22 protein-coding genes and 3 pseudogenes are annotated in these 22,813 nt (G+C 72.5%); 13 read left to right on the top strand and 12 right to left on the bottom strand.

Going from position 1 to position 22,813, the window contains the following annotated elements:
• The first annotated feature begins 369 nt into the window (after nucleotides 1-369).
• A complete protein-coding gene (locus ACIBNA_RS31150; RefSeq protein ID WP_399168509.1) occupies nucleotides 370-1,233 on the top strand; it encodes an LLM class flavin-dependent oxidoreductase in 864 nt (287 codons plus the stop codon).
• 578 nt (nucleotides 1,234-1,811) lie between these two features.
• Here the strand turns inward: ACIBNA_RS31150 and ACIBNA_RS31145 are convergent.
• The 3 genes from ACIBNA_RS31145 to ACIBNA_RS31135 all read right to left on the bottom strand — a co-directional run bounded on the left by ACIBNA_RS31145 (nucleotide 1,812) and on the right by ACIBNA_RS31135 (nucleotide 3,982).
• Nucleotides 1,812-2,183 carry a hypothetical protein gene (locus ACIBNA_RS31145; RefSeq protein ID WP_399168508.1) on the bottom strand — a complete coding sequence of 124 codons (372 nt, stop codon included), beginning with the start codon at nucleotides 2,181-2,183 and terminating at the stop codon, nucleotides 1,812-1,814.
• 75 nt (nucleotides 2,184-2,258) lie between these two features.
• Nucleotides 2,259-3,266 (bottom strand): trypsin-like serine peptidase, encoded by a 1,008-nt coding sequence (locus ACIBNA_RS31140; RefSeq protein ID WP_399168507.1) that lies wholly within the window; start codon nucleotides 3,264-3,266, stop codon nucleotides 2,259-2,261.
• Between the two features lie 239 nt (nucleotides 3,267-3,505).
• On the bottom strand, nucleotides 3,506-3,982 hold the full coding sequence (locus tag ACIBNA_RS31135) for an SRPBCC family protein (RefSeq protein WP_399168506.1): 477 nt from the start codon (nucleotides 3,980-3,982) through the stop codon (nucleotides 3,506-3,508).
• Nucleotides 3,983-4,153: 171 nt separating this feature from the next.
• On the opposite strand from ACIBNA_RS31135, the gene ACIBNA_RS31130 reads away from it, so the two are divergent.
• Nucleotides 4,154-4,579 (top strand): hypothetical protein, encoded by a 426-nt coding sequence (locus ACIBNA_RS31130; protein WP_399168505.1) that lies wholly within the window; start codon nucleotides 4,154-4,156, stop codon nucleotides 4,577-4,579.
• 43 nt (nucleotides 4,580-4,622) lie between these two features.
• On the opposite strand, the gene ACIBNA_RS31125 is transcribed toward ACIBNA_RS31130, so the two are convergent.
• The gene (locus ACIBNA_RS31125) at nucleotides 4,623-5,252 is read right to left on the bottom strand and encodes a flavin reductase family protein (RefSeq protein WP_399168504.1); all 630 of its coding nucleotides are present in this window, start codon (nucleotides 5,250-5,252) and stop codon (nucleotides 4,623-4,625) included.
• A gap of 30 nt (nucleotides 5,253-5,282) precedes the next feature.
• On the opposite strand from ACIBNA_RS31125, the pseudogene ACIBNA_RS31120 reads away from it, so the two are divergent.
• A pseudogene (locus ACIBNA_RS31120) lies at nucleotides 5,283-6,044 on the top strand (ArsR/SmtB family transcription factor).
• A gap of 29 nt (nucleotides 6,045-6,073) precedes the next feature.
• On the opposite strand, the gene ACIBNA_RS31115 reads toward ACIBNA_RS31120, so the two are convergent.
• A complete protein-coding gene (locus ACIBNA_RS31115; protein WP_399168503.1) occupies nucleotides 6,074-6,361 on the bottom strand; it encodes a zinc-ribbon domain-containing protein in 288 nt (95 codons plus the stop codon).
• Between ACIBNA_RS31115 and ACIBNA_RS31110 the strand changes: the two are divergent.
• A pseudogene (locus tag ACIBNA_RS31110) lies at nucleotides 6,275-6,945 on the top strand (DUF5949 family protein). The gene ACIBNA_RS31115 and the pseudogene ACIBNA_RS31110 sit on opposite strands and share 87 nt — an antisense overlap.
• 54 nt (nucleotides 6,946-6,999) lie before the next feature.
• On the opposite strand, the gene pgm reads toward ACIBNA_RS31110, so the two are convergent.
• Both pgm and ACIBNA_RS31100 read right to left on the bottom strand, forming a co-directional pair.
• Nucleotides 7,000-8,640 (bottom strand): phosphoglucomutase (alpha-D-glucose-1,6-bisphosphate-dependent), encoded by a 1,641-nt coding sequence (gene pgm / locus ACIBNA_RS31105; protein WP_399168502.1) that lies wholly within the window; start codon nucleotides 8,638-8,640, stop codon nucleotides 7,000-7,002.
• 250 nt (nucleotides 8,641-8,890) lie between these two features.
• Nucleotides 8,891-9,319 carry a hypothetical protein gene (locus ACIBNA_RS31100; protein WP_399168501.1) on the bottom strand — a complete coding sequence of 143 codons (429 nt, stop codon included), beginning with the start codon at nucleotides 9,317-9,319 and terminating at the stop codon, nucleotides 8,891-8,893.
• A 138-nt stretch (nucleotides 9,320-9,457) separates the two neighbouring features.
• Between ACIBNA_RS31100 and ACIBNA_RS31095 the strand changes: the two genes are divergently transcribed.
• Nucleotides 9,458-9,604 (top strand): hypothetical protein, encoded by a 147-nt coding sequence (locus ACIBNA_RS31095; protein ID WP_356040482.1) that lies wholly within the window; start codon nucleotides 9,458-9,460, stop codon nucleotides 9,602-9,604.
• Between the two features lie 114 nt (nucleotides 9,605-9,718).
• Nucleotides 9,719-10,591, top strand: coding sequence for a hypothetical protein (locus ACIBNA_RS31090; RefSeq protein ID WP_399168500.1), 873 nt, complete (start codon nucleotides 9,719-9,721; stop codon nucleotides 10,589-10,591).
• Nucleotides 10,592-10,597: 6 nt separating this feature from the next.
• Here the strand turns inward: ACIBNA_RS31090 and ACIBNA_RS31085 are convergent, their stop codons facing one another.
• Nucleotides 10,598-11,548, bottom strand: a complete 951-nt coding sequence (locus tag ACIBNA_RS31085; protein WP_399168499.1) for a TIGR01777 family oxidoreductase — start codon at nucleotides 11,546-11,548, stop codon at nucleotides 10,598-10,600.
• A 113-nt stretch (nucleotides 11,549-11,661) separates the two neighbouring features.
• Here ACIBNA_RS31085 and ACIBNA_RS31080 point away from each other — a divergent pair, with 113 nt between their 5' ends.
• The gene (locus tag ACIBNA_RS31080) at nucleotides 11,662-11,988 is read left to right on the top strand and encodes an antibiotic biosynthesis monooxygenase family protein (protein ID WP_399168498.1); all 327 of its coding nucleotides are present in this window, start codon (nucleotides 11,662-11,664) and stop codon (nucleotides 11,986-11,988) included.
• A 19-nt stretch (nucleotides 11,989-12,007) separates the two neighbouring features.
• Here ACIBNA_RS31080 and ACIBNA_RS31075 read toward each other — a convergent pair whose 3' ends face one another.
• The 3 genes and pseudogenes from ACIBNA_RS31075 to ACIBNA_RS31065 all read right to left on the bottom strand — a co-directional run bounded on the left by ACIBNA_RS31075 (nucleotide 12,008) and on the right by ACIBNA_RS31065 (nucleotide 14,753).
• Nucleotides 12,008-12,736: a response regulator gene (locus ACIBNA_RS31075; protein WP_399168497.1), complete on the bottom strand. Its 729-nt coding sequence runs from the start codon at nucleotides 12,734-12,736 to the stop codon at nucleotides 12,008-12,010.
• Between the two features lie 91 nt (nucleotides 12,737-12,827).
• A pseudogene (locus ACIBNA_RS31070) lies at nucleotides 12,828-13,277 on the bottom strand (sensor histidine kinase); the annotation flags it as partial.
• A gap of 120 nt (nucleotides 13,278-13,397) precedes the next feature.
• Nucleotides 13,398-14,753, bottom strand: a complete 1,356-nt coding sequence (locus ACIBNA_RS31065) for a diacylglycerol/lipid kinase family protein (RefSeq protein WP_399168496.1) — start codon at nucleotides 14,751-14,753, stop codon at nucleotides 13,398-13,400.
• A gap of 319 nt (nucleotides 14,754-15,072) precedes the next feature.
• On the opposite strand from ACIBNA_RS31065, the gene ACIBNA_RS31060 reads away from it, so the two are divergent.
• From ACIBNA_RS31060 to ACIBNA_RS31040, 5 genes are all read left to right on the top strand, one after another.
• Nucleotides 15,073-15,579 carry an SRPBCC family protein gene (locus ACIBNA_RS31060; protein ID WP_399168495.1) on the top strand — a complete coding sequence of 169 codons (507 nt, stop codon included), beginning with the start codon at nucleotides 15,073-15,075 and terminating at the stop codon, nucleotides 15,577-15,579.
• The gene (locus tag ACIBNA_RS31055) at nucleotides 15,579-16,637 is read left to right on the top strand and encodes an LLM class flavin-dependent oxidoreductase (RefSeq protein WP_399168494.1); all 1,059 of its coding nucleotides are present in this window, start codon (nucleotides 15,579-15,581) and stop codon (nucleotides 16,635-16,637) included. The genes ACIBNA_RS31060 and ACIBNA_RS31055 overlap by 1 nt, the downstream gene beginning before the upstream one ends.
• An 86-nt stretch (nucleotides 16,638-16,723) precedes the next feature.
• A complete protein-coding gene (locus ACIBNA_RS31050; RefSeq protein WP_399168493.1) occupies nucleotides 16,724-17,422 on the top strand; it encodes a hypothetical protein in 699 nt (232 codons plus the stop codon).
• Nucleotides 17,423-17,636: 214 nt separating this feature from the next.
• Complete coding sequence (locus ACIBNA_RS31045; RefSeq protein ID WP_399168492.1) at nucleotides 17,637-18,131, top strand: hypothetical protein; 495 nt, start codon at nucleotides 17,637-17,639, stop codon at nucleotides 18,129-18,131.
• Between the two features lie 97 nt (nucleotides 18,132-18,228).
• Nucleotides 18,229-19,332, top strand: coding sequence for a GNAT family N-acetyltransferase (locus tag ACIBNA_RS31040; protein ID WP_399168519.1), 1,104 nt, complete (start codon nucleotides 18,229-18,231; stop codon nucleotides 19,330-19,332).
• A gap of 48 nt (nucleotides 19,333-19,380) precedes the next feature.
• Here ACIBNA_RS31040 and ACIBNA_RS31035 read toward each other — a convergent pair whose 3' ends face one another.
• On the bottom strand, nucleotides 19,381-19,971 hold the full coding sequence (locus ACIBNA_RS31035) for a hypothetical protein (RefSeq protein WP_399168491.1): 591 nt from the start codon (nucleotides 19,969-19,971) through the stop codon (nucleotides 19,381-19,383).
• A 149-nt stretch (nucleotides 19,972-20,120) separates the two neighbouring features.
• Between ACIBNA_RS31035 and ACIBNA_RS31030 the strand changes: the two genes are divergently transcribed.
• Nucleotides 20,121-22,694, top strand: coding sequence for a SpoIIE family protein phosphatase (locus ACIBNA_RS31030; protein WP_399168490.1), 2,574 nt, complete (start codon nucleotides 20,121-20,123; stop codon nucleotides 22,692-22,694).
• Nucleotides 22,695-22,813 lie beyond the last annotated feature (119 nt).

Raw genomic sequence — 22,813 nt, 5'->3', positions numbered from 1 at the left:
CTGATGTGTGGGGAGTTGAAAGTGCACTTGCCTGTCAACAAGGCAAGGCACAGCCGCCGGCACCGCGAGTCGATGGCGGTGCCGGCGGCTGCGACTGTGGGTGGAGCGTCGGCCGGGGGGAACGGCAGGAGCCCGCGGGCGAGTTGGAGGCCGTGGCCCGATCAGAGGGAGGGCTCCGGGGGCGGTGCGGGTGGGGGACGTCGCGGGAGCGTTCCTGGCCGGTTTCACTCCTTGTGGGGGGGCGACAAACGATCGATGCATGCCCACCGCGTGATCGCGGAACTCCCTCTCTCGGTGATCAGTTCGTCACATCCGGTTCGCCGGGCAGCGGGTGGGTAGGCGCTCCCCCTCTCATGACCGGAGGTGGAGATGGACATCGGTATAGGCCTTCCCAACACGGTTCCCGGGACCGACGGTTCGGTTCTCGTGGAGTGGGCCCGGCGGGCCGAGGAGGCGGGATTCAGTACGCTCGGGACGATCGGGCGGCTGGTCTACCCGGGGTACGAGGAGCTGGTCGCGCTGAGCGCGGCCGCGGCGGTCACCAGCCGGATCCGGCTGACGACGAGTGTGCTGCTGGGGCCGCTGTACACCAACAGCGCGCTGCTGGCGAAGCAGGCGGCCTCGGTCGACCGGCTCTCCGGGGGGCGGTTCGTGCTCGGTGTGGGGCTGGGCGGGCGTGACGACGACTTCGCCGCGAGCGGTCTGTCCACCGAGGGCAGGGGACGCCGGCTGGATGAACAGCTGACGGAGATGAAACGCGTCTGGTCGGGCGAGGAGCGGGGGCTCGCCGGTGCGATCGGGCCGGAGCCCGTGCGCGACGGTGGCCCCGAGCTCATCCTGGGCGGATCGGCCCCGGCCGGTTTCCGGCGGGTGGCCCGGCTGGCCGACGGCTGGATCATGGGCGGTGGCACGCCGCAGATGTTCGCGGAGGCATCGGCCGGCGTCGATGCCGCGTGGAAGGAGGCGGGGCGGGCCGGCGCGCCGCGCAAGCTGGCGCTGGCGTACTTCGCACTCGGCCCGGACGCCCGGGCACACGCGGACGGCTATCTCCAGCACTACTACGGCTTCCTCGGCGACGCCGCCGCGCAGATCGCGGCGAGTGCCGCGGTGAGTGCGGAGATGGTGGCCTCGTACGCCGACTCGTTCGCCGCGGCCGGCTGTGACGAGCTCATCTTCGTGCCCGCGGCGTCGGGGCTGGAGCAGGTGGGGCTGCTCGCCGAGGCGACCGGCTGAAGCACCTGCGACCGCCACTCACCCCTCGGTGGTGCCTGGTTCCGGGAGTGTGATTCCCGCCTGCTCGGCGCGGAGTTCCGAACGGACGAATTCCAGGAGGCGGCTCGCGCCGGGGAGCGACGGCCGCCGTGTCCCGGGCGCCGTACACGGTGTTCGCGTCCCTGATGACGGCCCGGGCATCGGGGTCCGTCGTGGTCAGGGCCCAGTACGCGTGGGCGGCGGAGGGGTAGGTGACGGCCCCGACCAGGACGGGGGCGGGGAAGTCGTTGCGCAGGGCCTTCGTGCCCGGGTCGTCCGAAGGCGTGCGGGAATGGCTCTCGTACAGGTGGATCGCGGGGGCGATCGGTGTCGCGGGCCCGTCCGGGACGCGTGCGGGCCGTTGTGCGATCCACTTCGCCCGGTCCTCGAAGTAGGCGATGGCCTCGTCGTACTCCTCCTGCGTGACCGGGTCTCCGAGCGCGGCGCCGTCCAGGTGCTCGCCGGGTCCGGTCACCAGGACCTGAAGCGGCCGGTCCTAGGGGGTGTCCGTAAAGTCCCGCCTGCCCTCCGGGCGGACGACGGGGCTTTGCGGACACCCCCTAGCGGTCCATGTCGCCGAGCACGTAGTGGCGTTGGGTCTCGGGGATGGCGAGGTGGGCGGCGCGGGCCGCGGCCCGGTTCTCCTCGGTCCGGTCGGCCAGGAGCGCGTCGACGGCGGCCAGGCAGCGGTCCGTGGAGTCCGGGCGTCCGTTGAGCTGGTCGATGGTGTCGCGGACCTCGGCCAGCAGCAGCTCCGGCGTGAGCCGGGTGCGCGGCTCGCTGAACCGCCACGCCGCCAGCTCATGGGTGGACGCCCTGGCGCCGTCCGGGAGTTCGGTGTCGACCCAGCCGCAGCTCAGCTGTAGGTGATGCGGTTGCCGGTCATTCCGGCATTCTGTCGGAACCGCTGGTCGGCGCGACGTGTTCGTCACGTGCGCGGCGACGCCGGAAAGCCGGGTCCTCCCCCGCCGTCCGGAGGAGGACCCGGCTCCCGGCCGGCCTGTGGCTCAGGACGACTGGGCGCTCTGGTACAGGTTCTGTGCGTCCGCGCCGAAGTACGGGCCGTACATGGCGTTGGGCAGGAAGTTGTACTTGAAGCTGTTCACCGAGGACTGCAACCCGGCCCCGGTGGCCTCGTCGAACTGGGTGAACCACGGGCCGCCGCTGGAGCCGCCCGTCATGTTGCAGTTCATACCGTGATCGCTGGACAGCAGGAAGTCCCGGTAGGTGGTGCCGCTGCAATAGATGAACTTCTGGCCGTCGTAGGGAGCGGCGGCCGGGAAGCCGAAGGCGTACATGGCCTTGTTGTAGCCGGTGTTGAAGGCCAGGCCCTGGCCTCCGACGACGTCGGTCAGCTTCTTTCCGTCCAGCGGGGCGACAACGGCCGCGCCGATGTCGTAGTTGATGTCCTCACTGGCCGTCCACTGCGGCGTGGAGAGGGTCTTGGACGCGGCCCAGGTGCCGTACGGGCGCTGCCCGTCGTGGTAGCCGGGCACGAACACCCAGTTGGTGTGCCAGGCGCCCTCCATCTTCACGCAGTGGCCCGCGGTGATCACAGTGCTCTTGTTGGCGCTGGTGACGGCGTTGCCGGAGCAGGAGGCCGTACGGCCCTGGTAGGTGAAGAACACCCGCCCCGCGGTCTTGGTCACCGCTCCGCCCCCGGTCCAGGGACCGCCACCGTTCGGGATCGCCAGAGGTCCCGCGTCGGCGGCGGGCGTGCTGGGTGCCACGACGGTCGCCTTGCCCTTGCGGGGTGCCGATGCCCGCACGTCGGAACGGTCGACGGACAGGACGTCGAGCGGGGTGGCCGCGCGCATCCGCTGCGGTGTCCAGAAGGCGAGGGCGCGTTCCTGCGCCGAGGGCGCCACCGCTCCCGGGTCGGGCGCGGCGCTCGCCGGGGTGGCGGTGACGCCGGTCGCCAGCAGTGCGGCGACGCCGGCGAGTGCGCCGAGCACGGTGCGGCGAACGCGGGTGCCGCTGCCGGAGGAGCGAAGGCTACGGGGTGTGCCTGTCACGCGGTCTCCTTCTGCTGTGGGGCCGGGCGGTGGGGCTCATCCACCCGGTCGGGCATGGGTGTCGCTGCGAACCACGGGCAGCGTGCCATCAGCAGGGCGACCAGGACAGGTCCATGTCATAACGATGGCCGAAAACCCCACAGGGTCTACGCATGAGGAACACGCGGGCAAAGGAGAACCCGGCCTCCACCGCACTCAGGGTGGAGGCCGGGTCCGGGAGAGCCGGCCGGGGCGCTGCGTCAGACGGAGGGGCCGGTGCCGCCCGGCTGGATGCGTCCGCGCCACGCGCCGGACTCGCCGCCGCGCTTCTCGATGTACTGCTTGAAGCGCCTCATGTCGCCCTTGATCTGGCGGTCGATCGCGCCGAGCATGTCCGCGGCCTTCTCCACCGCTCCGCTGGGCTCGACGTCCATCACGAGCTCCACCCGGGTGTGGGTGTCGTCCAGGCGCTGGAAGCGGACAGTGCCCTTCTGGTGGGTGTCTCCACTGGTCGTGCGCCAGGCGACGCGCTCGTCGGGCAGCTGGTCGACGATCTCGGTGTCGAACTCGCGCCGTACGCCGCCGATCTTGGTCGTCCAGTGGTTGTGGCGGTCGTCGAGCTGCCTTACCTCCTCGACGCCCTCCATGAAGTTCGGGAACTCCTCGAACTGCGTCCACTGGTTGTAGGCAGTGTGGATGGGGACGTCGACTTCCACGGTTTCCTTGACGGTGCTCATCTGTACGCCTCCGTTTTCCTGATCGACTGCTGGAGGCCCATCGGCCCACACACAGGTCCGGGCCCGCGGGACGAGTACCCGGGATCTTCCGGTTGCCACACGGATCAGTGCCGCCCGGGAAAGCGAACGGAACCGGCCCGGCCGCCGGTCGAACGTCGATACGATTCCGGCGTGCGTCTCCCCCGCTCGGCCTCCGGCTGGACCGTGGCCGCCTTCGGTGTGCTCGCCGCCGCTCTCGGAGCGGTGGGTCTGGTCTCACCGGCCGCGCAGTTGTCGCTGCTCGGTCTCGCCGCCCCGGGCGAGCGTGCTGCCGGGGACCTCACGCCCGCGTTCATGACGGCGTCGTCCATGGCAGCGCTCAACATGGGCGTCTACTACGTGCTGGCGGCGCTGGCCGACTGGCGGGCCTTCTTCCGGTGGACCGTGCCGTTCCGTCTGCTCACCTGCACGGTCTTCACCGTCGCTGCGCTCAGCGGGAGAGCGCCGGGCGTCTTCGTCGGGGTCGGCCTGTGGGAGGGCGCGGGGGCGGTCGCCACAGGTGCGGCGCTGCTGCTGGAACGGCGCCGCCTGGCGGACGGGCCGGCGCCCGCACCGTGACCGGGCGGGTCTGGATCAGCTCATCGGTCACGGTGCGGGCGGGTCAGACGGCGGGGGCGGTGGCCCTGGCCGTCTCCGAGCGGAAGCCGTGGCCGAGCTCCGGGGCGAGGCCGTGATAGTGGCGGAAGTTGCAGATGAGCGGGCTCCAGACGGCCGGGTCGATGTGGTGGGTGCCGGGGACGACGAAGCGTTCGGCGACGTGGACGCGCAGGACATCGCACTCGACGCTGAAGAAGAGACCCGCTCCGCCGGGTGTCAGCGCGCGTGCCCGGGCCTCCAGCTGAAGGGCACACTCGGCGACGCGCGGCGGCTTCACGAGGTCGGCGGCGGCCGGGGTGAGCCCGGCCGCGGCGAACTTGTCCGGCTCGTAGCGGTACACCGCCCGCTTGGCCGCCGGCACCGGGTCGGCCCCGGTGAGCGGTGCGAGGCGTTCCACATGCTCCCACAGCTCGGGCGAGGCGACGTTGATCACGAGCTCCGGGCGCTCGGCGAGGTTGCGCAGGGTCCGGCTCTCGCTGCCGACGCCCAGGACGATGTGCTGTCCCAGGGCCCATGCGGAGGAGATCGGGGCGAGATTGCAGGTGCCGTCCTCGTTCTCGGTGGTCAGCAGCACGACGGGCGTGCCGAAGTAGAGGACGCTCGGCTGGATCACTCGGTGGGTGTCGGTCGTCATGGCTCAGGACGCTACGGGCGGGACGTTTCGATGCACGTCGGAGTGTCGGCCGGGGACAATGGGTCGGTGACCAGCCTCGACATCCATGCCGAAGAACCGGATCTCGCCTCACTGGGGCGCTGCTGGCCGATCGCACGCGCGCCGCGATCTGTCTCGCCCTGCTCGACGGCCGCGCCTGGACGGCCTCCGAGGTGGCCCGCCTCGCCGGTGTCGCGCCGTCCACGGCCACGAGCCATCTGAACCGGCTGGTGGCCGGCGGCCTGCTGGCTCAGGAGCGCCGGGGCCGGCACCGCTATGTGCGTCTGGCGGACCCCGGCATCGCGGAGATGATCGAGGCGCTGGCGGCCAGGGTGCCCCGACGGCTGGTCCCGGTCCGTTCGCTCACCGCCGCCCGCCGGCACCGCGCCGTCGGCTTCGCCCGGGTCTGCTACGATCATCTCGGCGGCTCCGTCGCCGTGGCGACGACCGAGGCCATGACCGCTCGCGGGCTGTTGTCCTGGGAGTCCGCCCTGCGCTCACCGCGTCCGGCGCGGCATGGCTGACGGGCCTCGGGATCGCGGACGAGGCGGTGGGGGCGGCGGGCCGTCCGCATGTGCGCGTAGCTGCCTGGACTGGACGGAACAGCGCCTGCATCTGGCGGGCGCGGTGGCCGCGGCCCTGTTCCACCGCGCGCTGGAGGCGTCCTGGCTCGTGCCCGGCGACGGCTCCCGCGTCGTGCGGCTGACGGATCAGGGACGCGACGCCTTACGACAGCACCTGGGCCTGGCGGACGAGATGCTCACGGCCGGCTGAGCACCTCCCCCGCCCCGGGACGGCCGGGCTCAGAACCGGTCTTGCTGCTGCGGCTGCCCGTACGTCTGGCCGCCGTTGCCACTCGCGCTCTGGGCCTGCAACTGCTCCGCCTGTTCCTTGGTCACCTTCTGTTCCGCACCGCAGAAGGTGCACTGCGTGAGGTACTTCGTCGAGATCGGGAACAGCGGCACGAAGAACAGCGTGAACTTCGTGACGCGCTTCCTGAGCGTGTGGGCGGCGGGGTTGCCGCACTGGCCGCAGACCAGCGTCAGTATCGCCAGCTGGTACAGGTACCCCTTGGTGCCGAAGATGATCACGTGACGGTCCTTCCCGGGTCGGATCTTCCTCCAGTGTCCTGTATCGCGTTCCACCCCGGCGAACCGGTACCCGAGGCGGATGTGCCCTCGTTCGTGTGGAGAGCCGGCGGGGCGTCGTCCAGTCGGGTGAGAGCGGGCCGAGTGCCTCCCGGTGCGCCGATACGGTTCCGCGGTGACCTCACCGGGGACGTTCCGTACCTTTTGGCCGGCTCCCTCGGAGACGGTGCGAACGACCCGGAGGCCACGTCGAAGGCCATCGAGCAGCTGCTGACCAACGCCGGCCTCCCCCCGGGCGAGGGTGTCGTCCACGCGACCCAGCGGCCGAGCCTGCCGGTCGGCCTGATCGTCGTGCCGGGTCGGCCGTCCTCACCGTGCAGCACCTCAAGTCCCGGTTCGTCCCGCCGTCGACCTGGTTGCAGGCCGTGGGCGAACTCGGGTACGCCTACCTCATCTTCGCCACCCGGCCGTGGCCGGAGGGCGCCGAGCCCGGCGACTTCGAGACGCTGGCCGCCTTCACGTCCGACGAGGACGTCCTCACTTCGGCGGCGCATGTCGTCCTGCCCGCCCGCAGCCTGCGGAGCTGAAGCCCGCCCGGCCCGGGCCACCATGCCGTGTCCCGGGCCGTCCCGTGCCGTGCTTCAGCCCGAAAGTGCCGTCAGCACCACGGTCTTGGCCTCTTCCTGGACCTGGCGGAGGTGCTCGGGGCCGCGGAACGACTCGGCGTAGATCTTGTAGACGTCCTCGGTGCCCGAGGGGCGGGCCGCGAACCAGGCGTTGTCGGTGGTCACCTTGATGCCGCCGATGGGTGCGCCGTTGCCGGGGGCCTCGGTGAGCACCGCGGTGACCGCGTCACCGGCCAGGGTGTCCGCCCTGACCTGGGCCGGGGAGAGCTTGGCGAGCAGGGCCTTCTCCTCGCGGGACGCCGGGGCGTCGATCCGCGCGTACGCCGGTTCGCCGAAGCGGGCGGTCAGTGCGGCGTAGTGCTCCGAGGGGGTCTTGCCGGTGACCGCCGTGATCTCGGAGGCGAGCAGCGCCAGGATGATGCCGTCCTTGTCGGTGGTCCACACGGAGCCGTCCCGGCGCAGGAAGGACGCCCCGGCCGACTCCTCCCCGCCGAAGCCGATGGTGCCCTCGACCAGCCCGTCCACGAACCACTTGAACCCGACGGGCACCTCGGCCAGTTCACGGCCCAGGTCGGCGGCGACCCGGTCGATCATGGCGGAGGACACCAGGGTCTTGCCGACACCGGCGGCGGCAGGCCAGCGGTCGCGGTGGGCGTACAGGTAGGAGATGGCGACGGCGAGGTAGTGGTTGGGGTTCATCAGGCCCGCGTCCGGGGTGACGATGCCGTGCCGGTCGGCGTCGGCGTCGTTGCCGGTGGCGACGTCGAAGCGGTCGCGCTGCTCGATGAGCGAGGCCATCGCGTACGGCGACGAGCAGTCCATACGGATCTTGCCGTCCCAGTCCAGCGTCATGAACCGCCAGGTGGGGTCGGTGTGCGGGTTGACCACGGTGAGGTCGAGGCCGTGCTGTTCGGCGATCCGGCCCCAGTAGGCGACGGACGCCCCGCCCAGCGGGTCCGCCCCGATGCGCACCCCGGCCGCGCGGATCGCGTCCAGGTCGAGCACGCCGGGCAGGTCGGTGACGTAGGTGCCCAGGAAGTCGTAGCGGCCGGTGGTGGCCGCGGCGAGGGCCCGGGCGTGGGGGATGCGCCGTACGTCCTTCAGGCCGCCGCGGATGATCTCGTTCGCCCGGTCCTGGATCCAGGAGGTCGCGTCGGAGGCGGCCGGGCCGCCGCTGGGCGGGTTGTACTTGAACCCCCCGTCGGCGGGCGGGTTGTGGGACGGGGTGACGACGACGCCGTCCGCGAGAGTGGTGGTGCGGCCGCGGTTGTGGGTGAGGATGGCGTGCGAGACGGCCGGGGTCGGTGTGTAGCCGTCCGCCTCGTCGATCAGCACGGTCACCTCGTTGGCGGCGAACACCTCCAGCGCGGTGACGCGCGCGGGCTCCGACAGGGCATGCGTGTCGGCGCCCAGGAACAGCGGGCCGTCGATGCCCCGGGCCGCGCGGTACTCGCAGATGGCCTGGCTGGTCGCGGCGATGTGGTCGTCGTTGAACGCGCCGGCCAGTGAGGTTCCGCGGTGTCCGGAGGTGCCGAACGTGACGCGCTGGCCCGGGTCGTCCAGGTCGGGGTGGAGCGCGTAGTACGCGGTGACCAGCCGAGCGACGTCTACGAGATCTTCGGGACCGGCCGGACTGCCCGCTCGCTCGTGCTGCATGGGCCCGCTCCTCCACATGGGTGTGATTCTTCGCTTGCGCTCTCATCCTTCCTCGTCACAGCCGTGACGCGCGAGAGGGGCACCGCTGTGAGGGCCGGATGTGCGCCAAGCCACGCGGCGGACCGGCGGACCGTCGGTCCGCGCCAGGCACCACGAGGAGGCGGCGCCGCGTACCACCGGGGACACCCGGTGTTGCGCCGCGCCGCCTTCCGGCCTTGTGGGCGTCCTGCCGGGCACCCTCCGCCTCGGGTCAGATCCGCCCGCCGGTGAGCCGGGTGAGCGGGCCGTGCGTGTGGCGTTCCGCGCGGCGTCCCACCGCGTACGACGCGGCGCTCAGGGCGGTCAGCCCGGCCCCGACGCCCGCGGCGACGCCCTTGCGGTGGGCGATCGCCGTCCAGGCCGTCTTCGCCGTGGCGGCGACGTGGCCCGAGGCCGCGACGACCGCCTGGCGGCCCGCCTCGACACTCCTGGCCGCGGTCTGCACGGCCGCCGTCGTCGTCTCGGCCGAGCGTTCGGCGCCGGTCTTGACGGCTGATGCCGCGTCATCGGCCTTGGCCGACGCGCGCTTCGCGGCCCGGGTCGTCGGCGCGGTCACCTTGTCCGCGGTGCTGCGGGCCTTGGACTCGGTCGTCCGTATGGTGGTCGGCTTCTGATTCGTGCGCTTGTTCTCTTCGGTCATGGACTCCGACTTGCCTCTGACTCCGACGGCAAACACGTTCGGTCGCGCACCATCCGGGCGGGCGAAGGGCTGAGCACCTCGTCCAAGGGGTAGGCGAGCTACAGGCAAGACGACGTCAGAACACGAGGGAAGTGCATCATGGCCGGCATCCTGAATCGCATCAAGCAGTTCACCCGGAGCCCGCAGGGGCGGCGGGCCGTCGAGCAGGCACGGCGAGCCGCCGCAGATCCTCGCAAGCGGGCCCAGGCCCAGCGGCTGCTGGGCAAGCTCCGCGGCCGCCGCTGACCGGTCCGCACCGGCCGTCGGAATTCTCCCGGAAACCAACTCTTCGGGCACACACGTGTGTTCATGCCCGGCATGGGCACTTGGGTCGCACCACACCCGAGAGGAGCTGGTTCGATGGGCAGGGCAGGGAACAGCAGGAAGGTCTGTGCCTTAGGTGTCGCCGGTGTGCTGGCCGGCACGGTGCTGGTCGGCTGCGGCGACGACGACGGCACGGGTGACCGCGCACGGGGTTCCTCGGCCGGAGGCAACGCACCAGAGCAGGGCACGCAGGCGGTGCGCTCGGCCTACGACAGGACGGCCGAGGAGGACACCGCCAAGGTGAGGCTGCGCGTGCAGACCTCGGCCCAGGGTGCCTCGCAGACCGCGAACGGACAGGGCGCCGTGGACCTGGACGACGGCGACAGCGTCATGACGCTCACGGTGCAGGGACAGCGGATCGAGCAGCGGGTGGTCGATCAGGTGCTGTACCAGAAGGTGCCCGAGGGGCAGGCGCCGGGCGGCAGGCCCTGGATCAAGATCGACCTGGGGAAGGTCGCCGCACAGCAGGGCGCGGGCGACCGGTCCATGAGCGATCCGGCGCAGTCCGCGGCCTACGCCAAAGCGATCACCGACAAGGACGTGACGAAGAAGGGCACGGCCACGATCGACGGCGTCCGGACCACGCACTACCGCGTCTCCGTCGATGTCGCCGAGCTGCCCAGCGGAGACACGCTGCGGAAGCAGGTCGGCCCGACTCTGCCGATGGACGTGTGGCTCGACGGAGAGGGCCGCATGCGCCGTCAGCAGATCGACATGAGCCTCAAGTCCGCTCCGGGCTCGACGGAACGGTCCTCCACCGACGCCTCGTCCTCGCCCCAGCGGGTGACGGTGCGCACGGTCATGGACTTCACCGACTTCGGCACCGAGGTGGAGGCGGACGCGCCCCCGGCCGGACAGGTCACCGACATGACCGGCAAGGCCCTGGAACAGGGCAAGGGGCAGAGCTGACCCAGCTCACCGCACGCCGCGGCTGCGCAACCGCCGTACGAGGTCGTCCGCGGCCGCCGGCCAGTCGGGACGGCCGAAGGTGAAGCCCGCGTCCAGGAGGCGGCCGGGGACGACGCGGCGGCTCTTCAGCAGCAGTTCGGTGTCCGAGCGCAGGGCGAAGGCGCCGACCTCGGCCATCCAGCGCGTCGCGGGCAGGCCCACCGGGACGCCCCAGGCGCTCCGCAGGGCGCGCATGAAGTCGCGGTGCGGCAGGGGCGCGGGAGCGGCGAGATTGACCGGCCCCGTGGTGTCGTCCCGGGCGATGAGGAACTCGACCGCCCGGACGAAGTCCTGGTCGTGGATCCACGACACGTACTGTGCGCCGCCGGCGACGGGGCCGCCGAGGCCCAGCCGGGCCAGCCGCAGCAGGACGTCGAAGACGCCGCCGCTGTCCGGGCTCATCACCATGGCGGCGCGCAGGGCCACCTTCCGGGTGTCCGGGGTGTCGGCCGTCTCCTGCTCCCGCTCCCAGGCCTTGGCGATGTCGACGCTGTAGGCCCAGTAGCCGGGGGCGTCGGGTTCGGTGCCTCCGATCACACCGGTGGCCTCGTCGTTGGGCGCGTCGTAGCGGTGGGCGTAGACGGTCGCGGTGCTCATCTGGAGCCAGACCCGGGGCGGCCGGGCGGCCGCGGCGATCGCCTCGCCCACGACCCGGGCGGAGTGGACCCGTGAGTCCATCATCTCGCGGAGGTTGGCGGGGGTGTAGCGGCAGTTCACGCTCCGGCCGGCCAGGTTGACCACGACGTCGCTGCCGTCGATCTCCTCCACCCACGGTCCCGGGGTCGCGCCGTCCCAGTGCACTTCGTCCCGCTGCCGCGGGCGCCTGCTGAGCACCACGACGTCATGTCCGGCCGCGCTCAGCGCCCGCTTCAGGACGGTGCCGACCTGCCCGGTGCCGCCGGGTATCACGATCTTCATGTCACTCCCCCTCGATGTATGGGAGTGACTCTAGCTCATATTTGAACGCGTTCAAAACACTCGATGACGTAGGACTTAGCCTGCGCAGATGTGCCATCGGGCAAGATGGGGCCATGAGCGTAGTCAAGATCAATGTGCTGACCGTGCCCGCCGAGCAGCGGGAGACGCTGGAGAAGCGGTTCGCCTCCCGCGCGCACACCGTGGAGAGCTCCGACGGGTTCGAGTGGTTCGAGCTCCTCCGCCCGGTGGAGGGCACCGAGACCTACCTCGTCTACACCCGGTGGCGTGACGAGGCGGCGTTCCAGGCCTGGATGGAAGGACCGATGAAGGCCGCGCACCAGGGCGGCGGCGAGGGAGGCGAGCGCCCCAAGCCCGCGGCGAGCGACTCGACGCTCTGGTCGTTCGAGGTGGTGCAGCAGGCGGGGCCGAAGGGCGCCTAGTGGTTCAAAGGAAAGCGCCCTAGCCGTCGCCCTGTTCCGTCGCGGGTTCGGCCGCGAGCACGAGGATCGCGATCTGTACGCGGTTCTCCAGTCCGAGCCTGGTCAGGATGCGGTTGACGGTGCTCTTCACACCGGCTTCGCTGAGGCCGAGCGACCCGGCGATCCGCGCGTTCGAGAGCCCGCGGGCGACCAGTTCCGCGACGTCCCGTTCGCGCCGGGTGAGCGCTTCCAGTGGGTCGCCCGGCCCGCCGGGCGACCCGTCGGCCGGTGACGGCCGGGGCCGCACGCCGGACAACAGCGGCGGCGGCAGGTCGGAGAACGTCCGGATCAGCCGCCGCGTGACCGTCGGCGCGAGCATCGCCTCGCCCGCCGCGACCACTCCGATCGCCTCGACCAGCAGCTCCGGCGTGGTGTTCTTCAGCAGGAACCCGCCGGCCCCGGCGCGCAGCGCGGCGTGCACGTACTCGTCCAGGTCGAACGTCGTCAGCACCAGCACGCGCGGTCGCGGGCCGGGGTGCGGCCAGCCCCGGAGGATCCGCGCGGTCGCCTCCACCCCGGTCATGCCGGGCATCCGTACGTCCATCAGCACCACGTCCGGGCGGAGTTCGTACGCGGCCTCGACGGCCCGCGCGCCGTCCGCCGCCTCGCCCACCACCTCCACATCCGTGCGCCGCCGCAGCATCACCCGCAGCGCCGTCCTGACCAGCTCCTGGTCGTCCACGGTCAGCACCCGCACCGGCGGCGTCATCGGCCGTCCTCCGGCGCGTACGAGCCGTCGGCGGGCACGTATGGGCTGCCGTCCCGCGGCCGGAACGTGGCCACGACGCGCCAGCCGCCGCCCGGCCCGGTTCCGCGCGGAGCGTGCCGCCGAACAGCGCGGCGCGCTCGCGCATGCCGATCAGCCCGAGCCCGGAGCCGGGCATCGGGCGGCGGTCCGCGGCGGGCGCGGCGTTCTCCACCGTGACGGTCAACCGGCCGTCCCGGCAGGCCAGTCCGACTCGCACGGGGACGGCGCCGGCGTGCTTGCGTACGTTCGACAGCGCCTCCTGCACGACGCGGTACGCCGAGACCTGCACGGCGGGCGGCAGCTCCGCGACCGGCCCGGTCACCGTGAGCGTGACCGGGCAGCCCGCCGCCTCGGACTCCCCTGTCAGCCGTTCCAGGTGGCGCAGCGACGGCTGCGGGAGGGGCGCGGCGACGGTCTCCGGCGGTGAGTCCGCGAGCAGCTGGACCAGGCCGCATCTCGTCCAGCGCGGTATCCGCCGCCTCGCTGATCGCCCCCACCCCATGACCGGCGGCGCGTGAGTCGTCCGGCAGGAAGACGGTGACCGCGCGTGCCTGCAAGGCAATCGCGCGTGGTGACGGGGGTCGGTGATGCCTCCCTTGGGGACGGCGGCCGGGGGCCGTGCTCAGGTGCGCCAGGAGCGCGAGGGTGCGGCGGTACGGCCGACCGCCGCCGCCAGCTTGCGGAGCCGGCGCCAGTCCAGGCGGGGTGGCGCCTCGGGGACGCCTGGGCGGTTGCGGGGCACCCGGACGCGCAGGGCACGGCGGGCGATGCGGCAGTGGACGGGAGAGGGCAGGGTGAGGGCTTCGCCGTCGAGGCCGACCTCCAGGTGCGGTGCGTCGGCTTCGACGACCACATGCTGGGCGGTGAGCACCGTGAGCCCCTCCGGGCGCGGGGCCAGCAGGAGTTCGGCCGCTTCCACGGCGCTGTCGACGCGGACGGCGAGCACGCCCAGCTTTCCGGAGTCGAGGCGCTCGCGCCGGCCGAAGCCGAACGGATCGTCCATGCGGTACGGGTTGTTGCTCACCAGCACGGCCTGCGGGTCGGCGATGGTGGTGCCGTCGGCGCCCGCCGTCAGCCGCGGGCCGCTCTGCCGGGTGAGCAGCTCGGGCAGCCGCTCCAGCGCCGCGCCGACCTTGTCCTCGCGATAGCCCGGGCTCTGGACGACGGCCCCGTACACGCCGAACGACGCGTTGTTGACGAAGGGCCGGTCGTCGGCGAAGCCGAGGTCGACGCGGAGTTCGACCCCGTCGGTGAGGGCGTCGAGGCACGTGGACGGATCGTCGCGGTCCAGGCCCAGGTCCATGGCGAAGTGGTTGCGCGTGCCGGCCGAGATGACGAGGAACGGCAGGCCGTGTTCCGCCGCGACGGCGGCGACCAGAGCCTGCGTGCCGTCGCCGCCCGCGACGCCGAGCAGGTCGGCTCCGTCGGCCACGGCGGCCCTGGCCAGCGCCGAGACGTCCTGGTGCTTCTCCGGGTCGAGGAGGAGGACGACCTGTGCGCCCAGCGCCTCGGCCTTCTCCTTGAGGCCGAACTTCCCGACCTTGCCGCCGCCGGAGCGGGGGTTGAGCAGGAGGAAGGGGCGCTTCGGCGGTGGCGTGCGGTACTCCTTGACCCGTACCGGCCGCAGGCCCGTGCTGCGCAGGGCGTAGCGGCCGCTCCAGACCGCCAGGCACCACAGCAGCAGGGACGCGAAGACCACCCAGAGGAGATTCGCGGCGGCGAAGAGGGTGATGACGGCGACGGGGGTGACGACGGCCAGTGCGCCCGACGCCGTGCGGGCCGGTCCCCGGCGGGACAGGACCCACCAGAGTGCCGCCGCGGTCAGGGCGAGTCCCGCCAGGCCGGCCGCGAGCAGCAGCAGTCCTTTCAGACCGCCGGTCACCAGGGGCAGCAACGCCGCCAGCGCGACCGCGGCCAGGGCCCCCCTGGCCGCCCATCTCTGCCGGCGGTGATACCGCTCGCTCATCGCCGATCCCATGAAGTCCCTCCGCTCGAAGGCGCGGGCGGGCCTTCCAGACCGCGCCCGGCCGTGAAACATGGTGCCCGCCGACAGATCGGCATGGCCACTGCCATCCCTGATGGCTCCCCTGCCGTGTGGCACGTCAGACGTGACGATCTTCCGGGGCGGAGCCATCGGTAGCGTACGCGGCCCTTGCGAGCGCGGTTCCGCGCCCCGGGGCACATCGGCGCTCACCGGCGCGGCCGCTGTCGACAGCGACTCCGCACTCCCTCTTGGCCTGGTGAGTCTTATTACGCAACTCTGCTGCCACAGTCCCTGTCGAGGAGGCCGGCACGCGATGGAGTGGACGGGCGCGCGGTACGCGGACAGACCGACGGTCGAGGTGACGACGTGGATCGCCGCCCCGCCGGGGCGGGTGTGGGCGCTGGTGTCGGACGTGACGCGCATGCCCGAGCTGAGCGAGGAGTTGCAGTCGGTGCGGTGGGTCGACGGGGCCAATGGTCCCGCGGTCGGGGCCCGGTTCGTCGGGCGGAACAGGCACGAGGCGTTCGGCGAGTGGGAGTCGACCTCCACGGTCGTCGCGTGCGAGCCCGGACGGGTGTTCTCCTGGGCGGTCGGGGATCCGGACGAGCCCGGTGCCGTCTGGCGGTTCGGCCTCACGCCCAGGAACGGCGGGACCGAGCTGTCGCAGTGGATGCGCATGGGCCCCGGGCGCTCCGGGCTCTCCTTCGCGATCGACGCCATGCCGGAGAAGGAGCAGAAGATCGTGTTCGTGAGGTTGCGGGAGTTCGAGCGCGGCATGACCGCCGCGCTGGAGCGCATCCGGCAGTGGGCTCAGGCGTGATGCGGACGGCGACGACCGTCGAGGCGTCGGGCCTCGGCTCCTGGTCCCGGCAGGCCGACTTCGTCGTCGAGGCCGAGAAACTGGGGCTCGACATCTGCTGGGTGGCCGAGGCGTGGGGCTCCGACGCCCCCTCCGCCCTGGGTTTCTACGCGGCCCGTACGAAACGGATGCTGCTGGGCTCGGCGGTCATGCAGGTCGGGACCCGCACGCCGGTGGCTCTCGCGCAGACGGCGATCACCCTGTCCAACCTGTCCGGCGGGCGTTTCCTGCTCGGTCTCGGCCCGTCCGGTCCGCAGGTGATGGAGGGCCTCCACGGAGTGCCGTTCGCCCGTCCCCTGGCTCGCGTGCGCGAGACCGTGGAGATCGTGCGGCAGGTGCTCGCGAGCGGCAGAATCTCCTACTCTGGCTCGGAGTTCAAGATTCCGCTGCCCGGCGGGGAGGCGGTGCCGATGCGCCTGTCCATGCGGGCCGAGCACGCCGTGCCCGTCTATCTGGCCGCGCTGTCGCCCGCCATGCTGCGACTGACCGGCCAGGTCGCGGACGGCTGGCTCGGCACCAGCTTCGTACCGGAGGGCGCGGCGGACGCCTACTTCGCTCCGCTGGACGAAGGGCTGGCCGCTGCCGGCCGCAGCCGCGCCGGCTTCGACGTCTGCCAGGGCGCCGAGGTCGCGTTCGCCCAGGACGAAGAGGCGCTGCGCGCCATGGTCGCGGGCCGGAAGAAGGAACTCGCCTTCAGCCTGGGCGGCATGGGCTCCGCGTCGGCCAACTTCTACAACCGGGCCTACAGCCGGCAGGGCTGGGCCGAGGTCGCGGCGGAGGTACGGGAGCGCTGGCAGGCGGGCGACCGGGACGGCGCGGCCGGTCTGGTGACCGATGAGATGGTGCTGGCCACCACGCTCATCGGCACGGAGGAGATGGTGCGGCGGCGGCTGCGCGTCTGGCGGGACGGCGGGGTGGACACGGTCCGCCTCTACCCGGCCGGGGAGAGCCTCGATGAGCGGCTCAACACCCTCGGCAGGGCGATCGAGTTGGTCCGTGAGACCGGCGGCGCGGTCTGAACCCGGCGGGCGGGTAGGCTCCCGTGCCGATCACCGGACGACACGACCAAGCCGATCACCGGCGACACGACCAACAGGGGGACTTCGTGCAGGCCAGGGCCACCGTGACGACGACCGCGCTCGCATGCCTGCTGGCGGGCGCCGCCCTGACCGGGTGCGGCGCCGGCGGCACCGGCGAGGAGAAGTCCGCAGGCGACGTCCTCGACGAGGCCAACGCGACGATGCGGAAGCTGAACTCCGTCACCGTCGACATCACCAACCGCACGACGAGCGGCGGTTCGGTCACCAACCGCCTCGTGACCGACCTCGACAGCCGGTGCAGATCCCGGACCACGTGGTCCGGGGGCAGCGCCCTGGAGCAGATCCGGCTCGGCGGGACCGACTACGTCCGGCCGAACCGGGCCTACCTGCAGAAGTGGAAGAGCTATCCGGGCCTCACCGGCGAGCAGAGGCTGTGGGTGAAGACGCCGGTGGATCCGGCCGGCAGGGGCGGTGACGGTCTCGCCTCCTGCGAACGGCCCTTCGACTCGTTCGGCACCGCGCGCAAAGGCGGCTCCGCCCGCGTCGAGGGCACGAAGGCCGTCGAGCTGATCGTGACCGACAAGGCGGACAAGGAGGGGACGTACACCTTCTACGTGGCCGCCGAAGGCAAGCCGTACCTGCTCAGGACGGTCTACAAGAGTGCCGCGCAGCACACCACCACGTCCTTCAGCGCCTTCGACGAACCGCTCGACATCCGGGCACCGAAGGCGGGCGAGGTGCTGAGCGTGCCGGGCGGCCGCTGACCTGGTGCCCAAGGAGAGTCGTCGACAGCGCTTTCCGTTGGAATTCGGCAGCAAGTGGCCGAGCGGGGCGAATCGGCTCACAAGGGCTTGACGGGGCGGGATGGGCTCGGCCTACTGGAAGGCGCAGCCGGCCGTGTCGGGGGTCTGGTCCGGTGCCGGCCCGGTGGGCCGAATCGCTCCGTCCTCCCCCACCGAGACGCAGGTCAGGGGTCTGATGGTGCGGCGACGTTGGGCAGCGGCGGTGGGCCTGGTGGCGTGCCTGCTGTTGCTGCATCTCGCCGTGCCGGGGCTCACGCAGGGCGGGCGCACGGCTGAGGCCGCGGTCACGGCGGCGGTGGATGCGGTGGATGCCGTGGATGCGGTGCAGCCGGGGGCGGCTTCGGACGCCGGGACCGAAGGGGCCAGGGGCGAAGGGGCCGAGGCCGAAGGGGCCGGCGGCGAAAGGCCCAGGGGCGAAAGGACGGGCGGCGAAACACCCAAGGCCGAAAGCGCCGGGGAGCCCTGTCCGTACGAGGAGGAGCCGTCGGTCCGGCAGCAGGCGGCACGGACGCCGAGGGCGGCGGCAGCGGCCCGGGTGGGCGCCGTGGTGAGCGGTGCGCCCGTGGTGGACCGAGGTGGTACGGACGTCCGAGCGGCGGGCACGGCCCGGCGTCCGGAGGCGGTCGCATCCGCCCCGGACGCCGTCGAGTTACAGACGTTCCGCTGCTGAGTGACGGCGGTACCGACCAGGGCCTGCGCCGTGCGGCCCGAGTACTGCCTGGTGCCGGTACGCGGTGATGTGCAGGCCTTCGTGTGTCCCCATGACGATGACACAGGAGGCAGAGTTGCCCGGAAAGCGCGTTCTGATTCTGAAGCCGGACGAACTGAGCCCGACCGACCAGAAGATGTGGCGGGAGATACGGACGGAGTCCGGAGCCCCGGCGAATCCTTTTCTCGACCCGGCGTTCACCACGGCCGTGGGACAGGTCAGGCCCGCGGCCAGAGTGGCGGTGTTGCAGGACGACGGCTCCCCGGTCGGATTCTTCCCGTACGAGAGGGGCCCCCTGGGGCAGGGCCGGGCCATCGGGCTCGGCGTGTCCGACAGTCAGGGGGCCGTGCTGCGCCCCGGGATCCGGCTCGACGCCCGCAGGTTACTGAGGTCCTGCGCGCTGTCGTCCTGGGAGTTCGACAACCTCGAAGCCGGCCAGGGGGTGTTCGAACCCCACGCGGTCGAGGAGCTCGCGTCCCCGGTCATCGACATCGGCGAGGGGTTCGAGCGGTACACGGAGCGGCTGCGGGCGAAGTCGCCGAGCTTCCTCAGACAGACCCTGGCCAAGGAGCGCAAGCTGGCCCGGCAGGTCGGCGAGGTGCGGTTCGTATACGACGCCCGGGATCCGGACGCCCTGCGGGCGCTGATGGAATGGAAGTCGGCGCAGTACCGGCGGACCGGCCGGCGCGACCGGTTCGCGCAGGAGTGGATCACCCGGCTGGTGGGGCTGCTCGGGCGGAGCGAGGATCCGGAGTGCCGTGGCGTGCTGTCCGTGCTGTACGCGGCCAACCGGCCCGTGGCCGCGCACTTCGGTCTGCGCTCGCGCACGGTGCTGTCCTGGTGGTTCCCGGCGTACGACCGCGACTACGCCAAGTACTCCCCCGGCCTCGTGCTCCAGCTGAGGATGCTGGAGGCCGCGGCGGCCGACGGCGTCGAGACGGTCGATCTGGGGAGCGGTCCGGCCCGCTACAAGGAATCCCTCAAGACCCGTGACCTGCGGGTGTACGAGGGGGTGGTGATACGGCCGGTGCCGGGCGGGGCCGTCCACTGGCTGGGCCGGGAGCCCGCGCGGGCCGCCCGTCGCTTCGTCCGCAACCGGCCCCGCCTGGCCGGCGCGGCGGCGCGGACACTGGAGGAAATGGGGCGGCTGCGCGGTCACTGAGACCGGCCCGTCCGGGCGCCCGGCTCCGCGGAACCGGGCGCACCGCGGTCAGCTCGTGCCGCTCCAGCTGTGGGCGACGTCCACGATGACGCGGCCGTCGAGCTGCAACACCCGGAAGGGCAGCCGGGCGCGGACGCCGAGCCCGACCTGGGTCTCGCCCTCGAAGCTGCCGGCGAACCTGGTGTCCCGGAAGGTGCGGTAGCCGGTGAGGTCCACGCCCGGCAGCGGGCGCGCCACCCGGCCGGGATACGTGGCGGCGCCGGTCTCCGGGTCGTAGGCGGGCGCGGCCACCCGTACCTCGAGGACGGCTCCGCCGGCCACGGGGATGTGCCGGCCCGATCCGTCCTGGTGGAGCTGGTCGACGTAGCGGACGGAGTAGCCGACGTCGCTGCCCCCGCCGGGCAGGTCGATGACCATCCGGTCGAAGCAGGCGTGACGGCCGGTCCGGATGTCCTTCACCGGCGCGAGCGTGGCGCTGGTGTCGGTCTTGGGCAGGCTCCCCCAGCCGGTCGGGCAGGTCGTGGCCTGGGCGGCTGCCTGAGGGGTGGCGACCGGTGCGGCACCGGCCGGGACCGCCGCCACGCCCACCGTGGCGCCCACGAGCGCGAGAGTCGCGCATGCTGTTCTGATTCGTACCATTACCGCCCCCAAGGCTCACATGTTGCTGATATGGGGTGAGACGGTCGACGGGTCCGAAAGGTTGCACCCCACCGCGCCGGACCGCCGACGATGGCACATCCTGGTGGGGAGCGATGGGGTCCGGTGCGTCCGTACCGGGAGGACGCGAGATGGATGAGGCAACCGCCGTACCGGACGGGCCGCGGTCACCCGAGGGCCGGAGCCGGGGCGGTGGTGACGGCCGGGTCCGGACCGGGGACACCGGCCGGATCGAGGATGCCCTGACCGCTCCGCTGATCGAGGCCGTACGGGACCTCGGGGGCTACGGCGGACTGGTCTACCTGCGCTCCCGCGACCGGCGTTCGCTCGTGCTCGCGATGGTGACCGGGGTGCCCCGGTCGCTGCTGAGGACCTGGTGGCGGGTGCCGGTGGGCGGTGCGCTGCCCATGGCGGCGGCCTACCGGCGGGGCGAGACCCTGTGGCTGCCCGACGAGCGGGCCACCATGCTGCGCTTCCCGCACTTCACCGCCGGGCTGCCGTACTCCTTCGGCTCGGCCTACCAGCCCGTCCGGGTCGGCGGGGAGCCCGTGGGCGTCCTGGTCGTGCTGCGTTCGGCCGCCCGGTCGCCGATGGACGCGGAGGCGGTGGAGCCGGCGCTGCGCCCCGCCGGACAGGCCATGGAGGAGCGTCTCACCCGCCTCGCCGCCGACCGGGCGGGCGCGGGCTCCGCCGCGTCCTCGATCGAGTACGACGACGAACCGGTCGGCGCGCGGCTTCCCACGCCCGCCGTCCACCCCGTCCGGGTCGGGCTCATCGACTGGGACCTGGACAACGGCCGGTGCTCCGCGGACGACGAGGCCCTCGCCCTCCTCGGCATCGGCCGGGCGGACTTCGGCGGCACGATCGCGGACATCGAGGCCCGTGTCAGCCCCGACGACCTGCACGAACTGCGGGCGAGCCGGCACGACGCGCTCACGCTCGGCCGGGTCGGATCCCGGCACTTCCGGGTGCGGGACGACTCCGCGGGTGACGAGGAGGCCGGCTACCGGCCCGTCGAGCTGTGGGGGCATCTCGGGCGCGGTGGCACGAGTTCCGGCCGGATCCTGGTGGCGGCCCTCGTCGACGCGGTCAGCGGGCTCACCGCGGCCGAGGCCGCCGAGCGGCTGCCCGACGGTCTCTTCTCCCTGGACCAGGACGGCCGCCTGACGTACGCCAACCGCCGCTGCGAGGAGCTACTGGGCGGCGGCCGGGAGGCGCTCCTGGGCCGCTATCCGTGGGAGGTGATCACCTGGCTCCGGGATCCCGCGTACGAGGACCGCTACCGGGCGGCGATGCTGTCGCAGGAGCAGGTGTCGTTCCTCGTGCGGCATCCCGCCGGGAACTGGCTGAGCTTCGTGCTGTACCCGGATGTGCACGGACTGACGGGCCGGGTCCATCCGACCGGCCCGCCGACCGGGGCCGAGGCGGCGCGCGAGGCCGGCTCCGCCGCCGGTCCCGTACCGGGGGCCGCGGCTGCCGCACCGCCGCCCGGGCCGGTCGCCGCGGCGCGTGCCGGAGCGCTCTACCACGTGGTGCAGATGGCGAGCGTGCTCACCCAGGCGGTCACCGTCGAGGACGTCTGCCGGGCCGTGTCCGAGCAGCTGCTGCCCGCGTTCGGCGTCCGGGAGCTCGCCCTGTACACGGTCCGCGACGGCCGGATGTACCTGCTGTGGGAGTCGGGCTACCCGGAGGGCTTCCTCACCCCGTTCGAAGGTGTCACCCTCGACACGCAGCTGCCCGGCGTGCACGCGCTGACCACGCGGCTGCCGCTCTTCTTCGAGTCGCCCGAGGACCTCTCCGTCGCCTACCCGGGCATCACCCTGGACCGTATGAGCGCCTGGTCGTTCCTGCCGCTGATCGCCTCCGGGCATCCCGTCGGCTCGTGCATCCTCGGCTGGGACGCCCCGCGCCGGTTCACCGCCGACGAGCGTTCCGCGCTCACCGCGCTGAGCGGTCTGGTCGCGCAGGCGCTGGAGCGGGCGCGGCTCTACGACGCCGAGTCCGCCGTCGCCCGCGGTCTTCAGGAGGGGCTGCTGCCGCACCGGCTGCCCGCCGTCGAGGGGCTGCGCACCACCGGGCGCTATCTGCCCGGCACCCAGGGCATGGCCATCGGCGGCGACTGGTACGACGTGATCACCACGGGGCGTGGGGTGGCCCTGGTGATCGGGGACGTCGAGGGTCACAGTGTCGGCGCCGCCGCGGTGATGGGCCAGCTGCGCAGTGCCGTGCACGCCTTCGCCGCGAGCGAGCGGCCGCCGCAGGAGGTCATCGCGCACACCAACCGGCACCTGGCCGAGCTGGACGCGGACGTCTGCGCCACCTGCTGCTACATCGAGCTGGATCCGCGTACGGGGCGTGCGTTCGCCGTGCGGGCCGGGCATCCCCCGCCGCTGCTGCGCCACCCCGACGGGCACGCGGAGACGCTGGATCTCGCGGGCGGCGTCATGCTGGGCGTGCAGCCCGACGCGGTCTATCCCGTAACGGCGCTCACGCTGGCTCCCGGCAGCGTCCTCGTCCTGTACACCGACGGGCTCGTGGAGGAGCCCGGCAGCGACATCGGGACGGGTATCGAGGAGGTCCGCCGCTGCCTTGCCGACACCCCGGCGGACTCGGTGGACCGACTCGCCGACCGCCTGGTGCGAACGGCACGCCGCGCCCGGGAGCGGCCCGACGACGTGGCGCTGCTGCTGACGGCGTATCGCTGAGCGAACGGGCTACCGGGGTGCCCTCGCGCCCCGCCCCGGTTTTTCGCAGGTACCTCGCCTCACGCGACCGGCGTCGACGGCGCGGCGCGGGGTACGGTGGGCGGGACGGGCGAGCGAGG

The sequence above is a fragment of the Streptomyces sp. NPDC050164 genome (genome assembly GCF_044459945.1).
GTDB lineage: Bacteria > Actinomycetota > Actinomycetes > Streptomycetales > Streptomycetaceae > Streptomyces > Streptomyces coeruleorubidus_A.
The sequence above is the reverse complement of the archived record's forward strand: the minus strand, read 5'-3'. Positions and strand labels throughout refer to the sequence as shown.

Bases quoted from the DNA above. Each gene is read 5' to 3' on its own strand.
- ACIBNA_RS31095 (WP_356040482.1), top strand. From the start codon at position 9,458: ATGGCCGGCATCCTGAATCGCATCAAGCAGTTCACCCGGAGCCCGCAG.
- ACIBNA_RS31065 (WP_399168496.1), bottom strand. From the start codon at position 14,753: ATGGGATCGGCGATGAGCGAGCGGTATCACCGCCGGCAGAGATGGGCG.
- ACIBNA_RS31080 (WP_399168498.1), top strand. From the start codon at position 11,662: ATGAGCGTAGTCAAGATCAATGTGCTGACCGTGCCCGCCGAGCAGCGG.
- ACIBNA_RS31035 (WP_399168491.1), bottom strand. From the start codon at position 19,971: ATGGTACGAATCAGAACAGCATGCGCGACTCTCGCGCTCGTGGGCGCC.
- pgm (WP_399168502.1), bottom strand. From the start codon at position 8,640: ATGCAGCACGAGCGAGCGGGCAGTCCGGCCGGTCCCGAAGATCTCGTA.
- ACIBNA_RS31055 (WP_399168494.1), top strand. From the start codon at position 15,579: ATGCGGACGGCGACGACCGTCGAGGCGTCGGGCCTCGGCTCCTGGTCC.
- ACIBNA_RS31040 (WP_399168519.1), top strand. From the start codon at position 18,229: ATGACACAGGAGGCAGAGTTGCCCGGAAAGCGCGTTCTGATTCTGAAG.
- ACIBNA_RS31090 (WP_399168500.1), top strand. From the start codon at position 9,719: ATGGGCAGGGCAGGGAACAGCAGGAAGGTCTGTGCCTTAGGTGTCGCC.
- ACIBNA_RS31085 (WP_399168499.1), bottom strand. From the start codon at position 11,548: ATGAAGATCGTGATACCCGGCGGCACCGGGCAGGTCGGCACCGTCCTG.
- ACIBNA_RS31150 (WP_399168509.1), top strand. From the start codon at position 370: ATGGACATCGGTATAGGCCTTCCCAACACGGTTCCCGGGACCGACGGT.
- ACIBNA_RS31125 (WP_399168504.1), bottom strand. From the start codon at position 5,252: ATGACGACCGACACCCACCGAGTGATCCAGCCGAGCGTCCTCTACTTC.
- ACIBNA_RS31060 (WP_399168495.1), top strand. From the start codon at position 15,073: ATGGAGTGGACGGGCGCGCGGTACGCGGACAGACCGACGGTCGAGGTG.
- ACIBNA_RS31030 (WP_399168490.1), top strand. From the start codon at position 20,121: ATGGATGAGGCAACCGCCGTACCGGACGGGCCGCGGTCACCCGAGGGC.
- ACIBNA_RS31100 (WP_399168501.1), bottom strand. From the start codon at position 9,319: ATGACCGAAGAGAACAAGCGCACGAATCAGAAGCCGACCACCATACGG.
- ACIBNA_RS31135 (WP_399168506.1), bottom strand. From the start codon at position 3,982: ATGAGCACCGTCAAGGAAACCGTGGAAGTCGACGTCCCCATCCACACT.
- ACIBNA_RS31045 (WP_399168492.1), top strand. From the start codon at position 17,637: ATGGTGCGGCGACGTTGGGCAGCGGCGGTGGGCCTGGTGGCGTGCCTG.
- ACIBNA_RS31075 (WP_399168497.1), bottom strand. From the start codon at position 12,736: ATGACGCCGCCGGTGCGGGTGCTGACCGTGGACGACCAGGAGCTGGTC.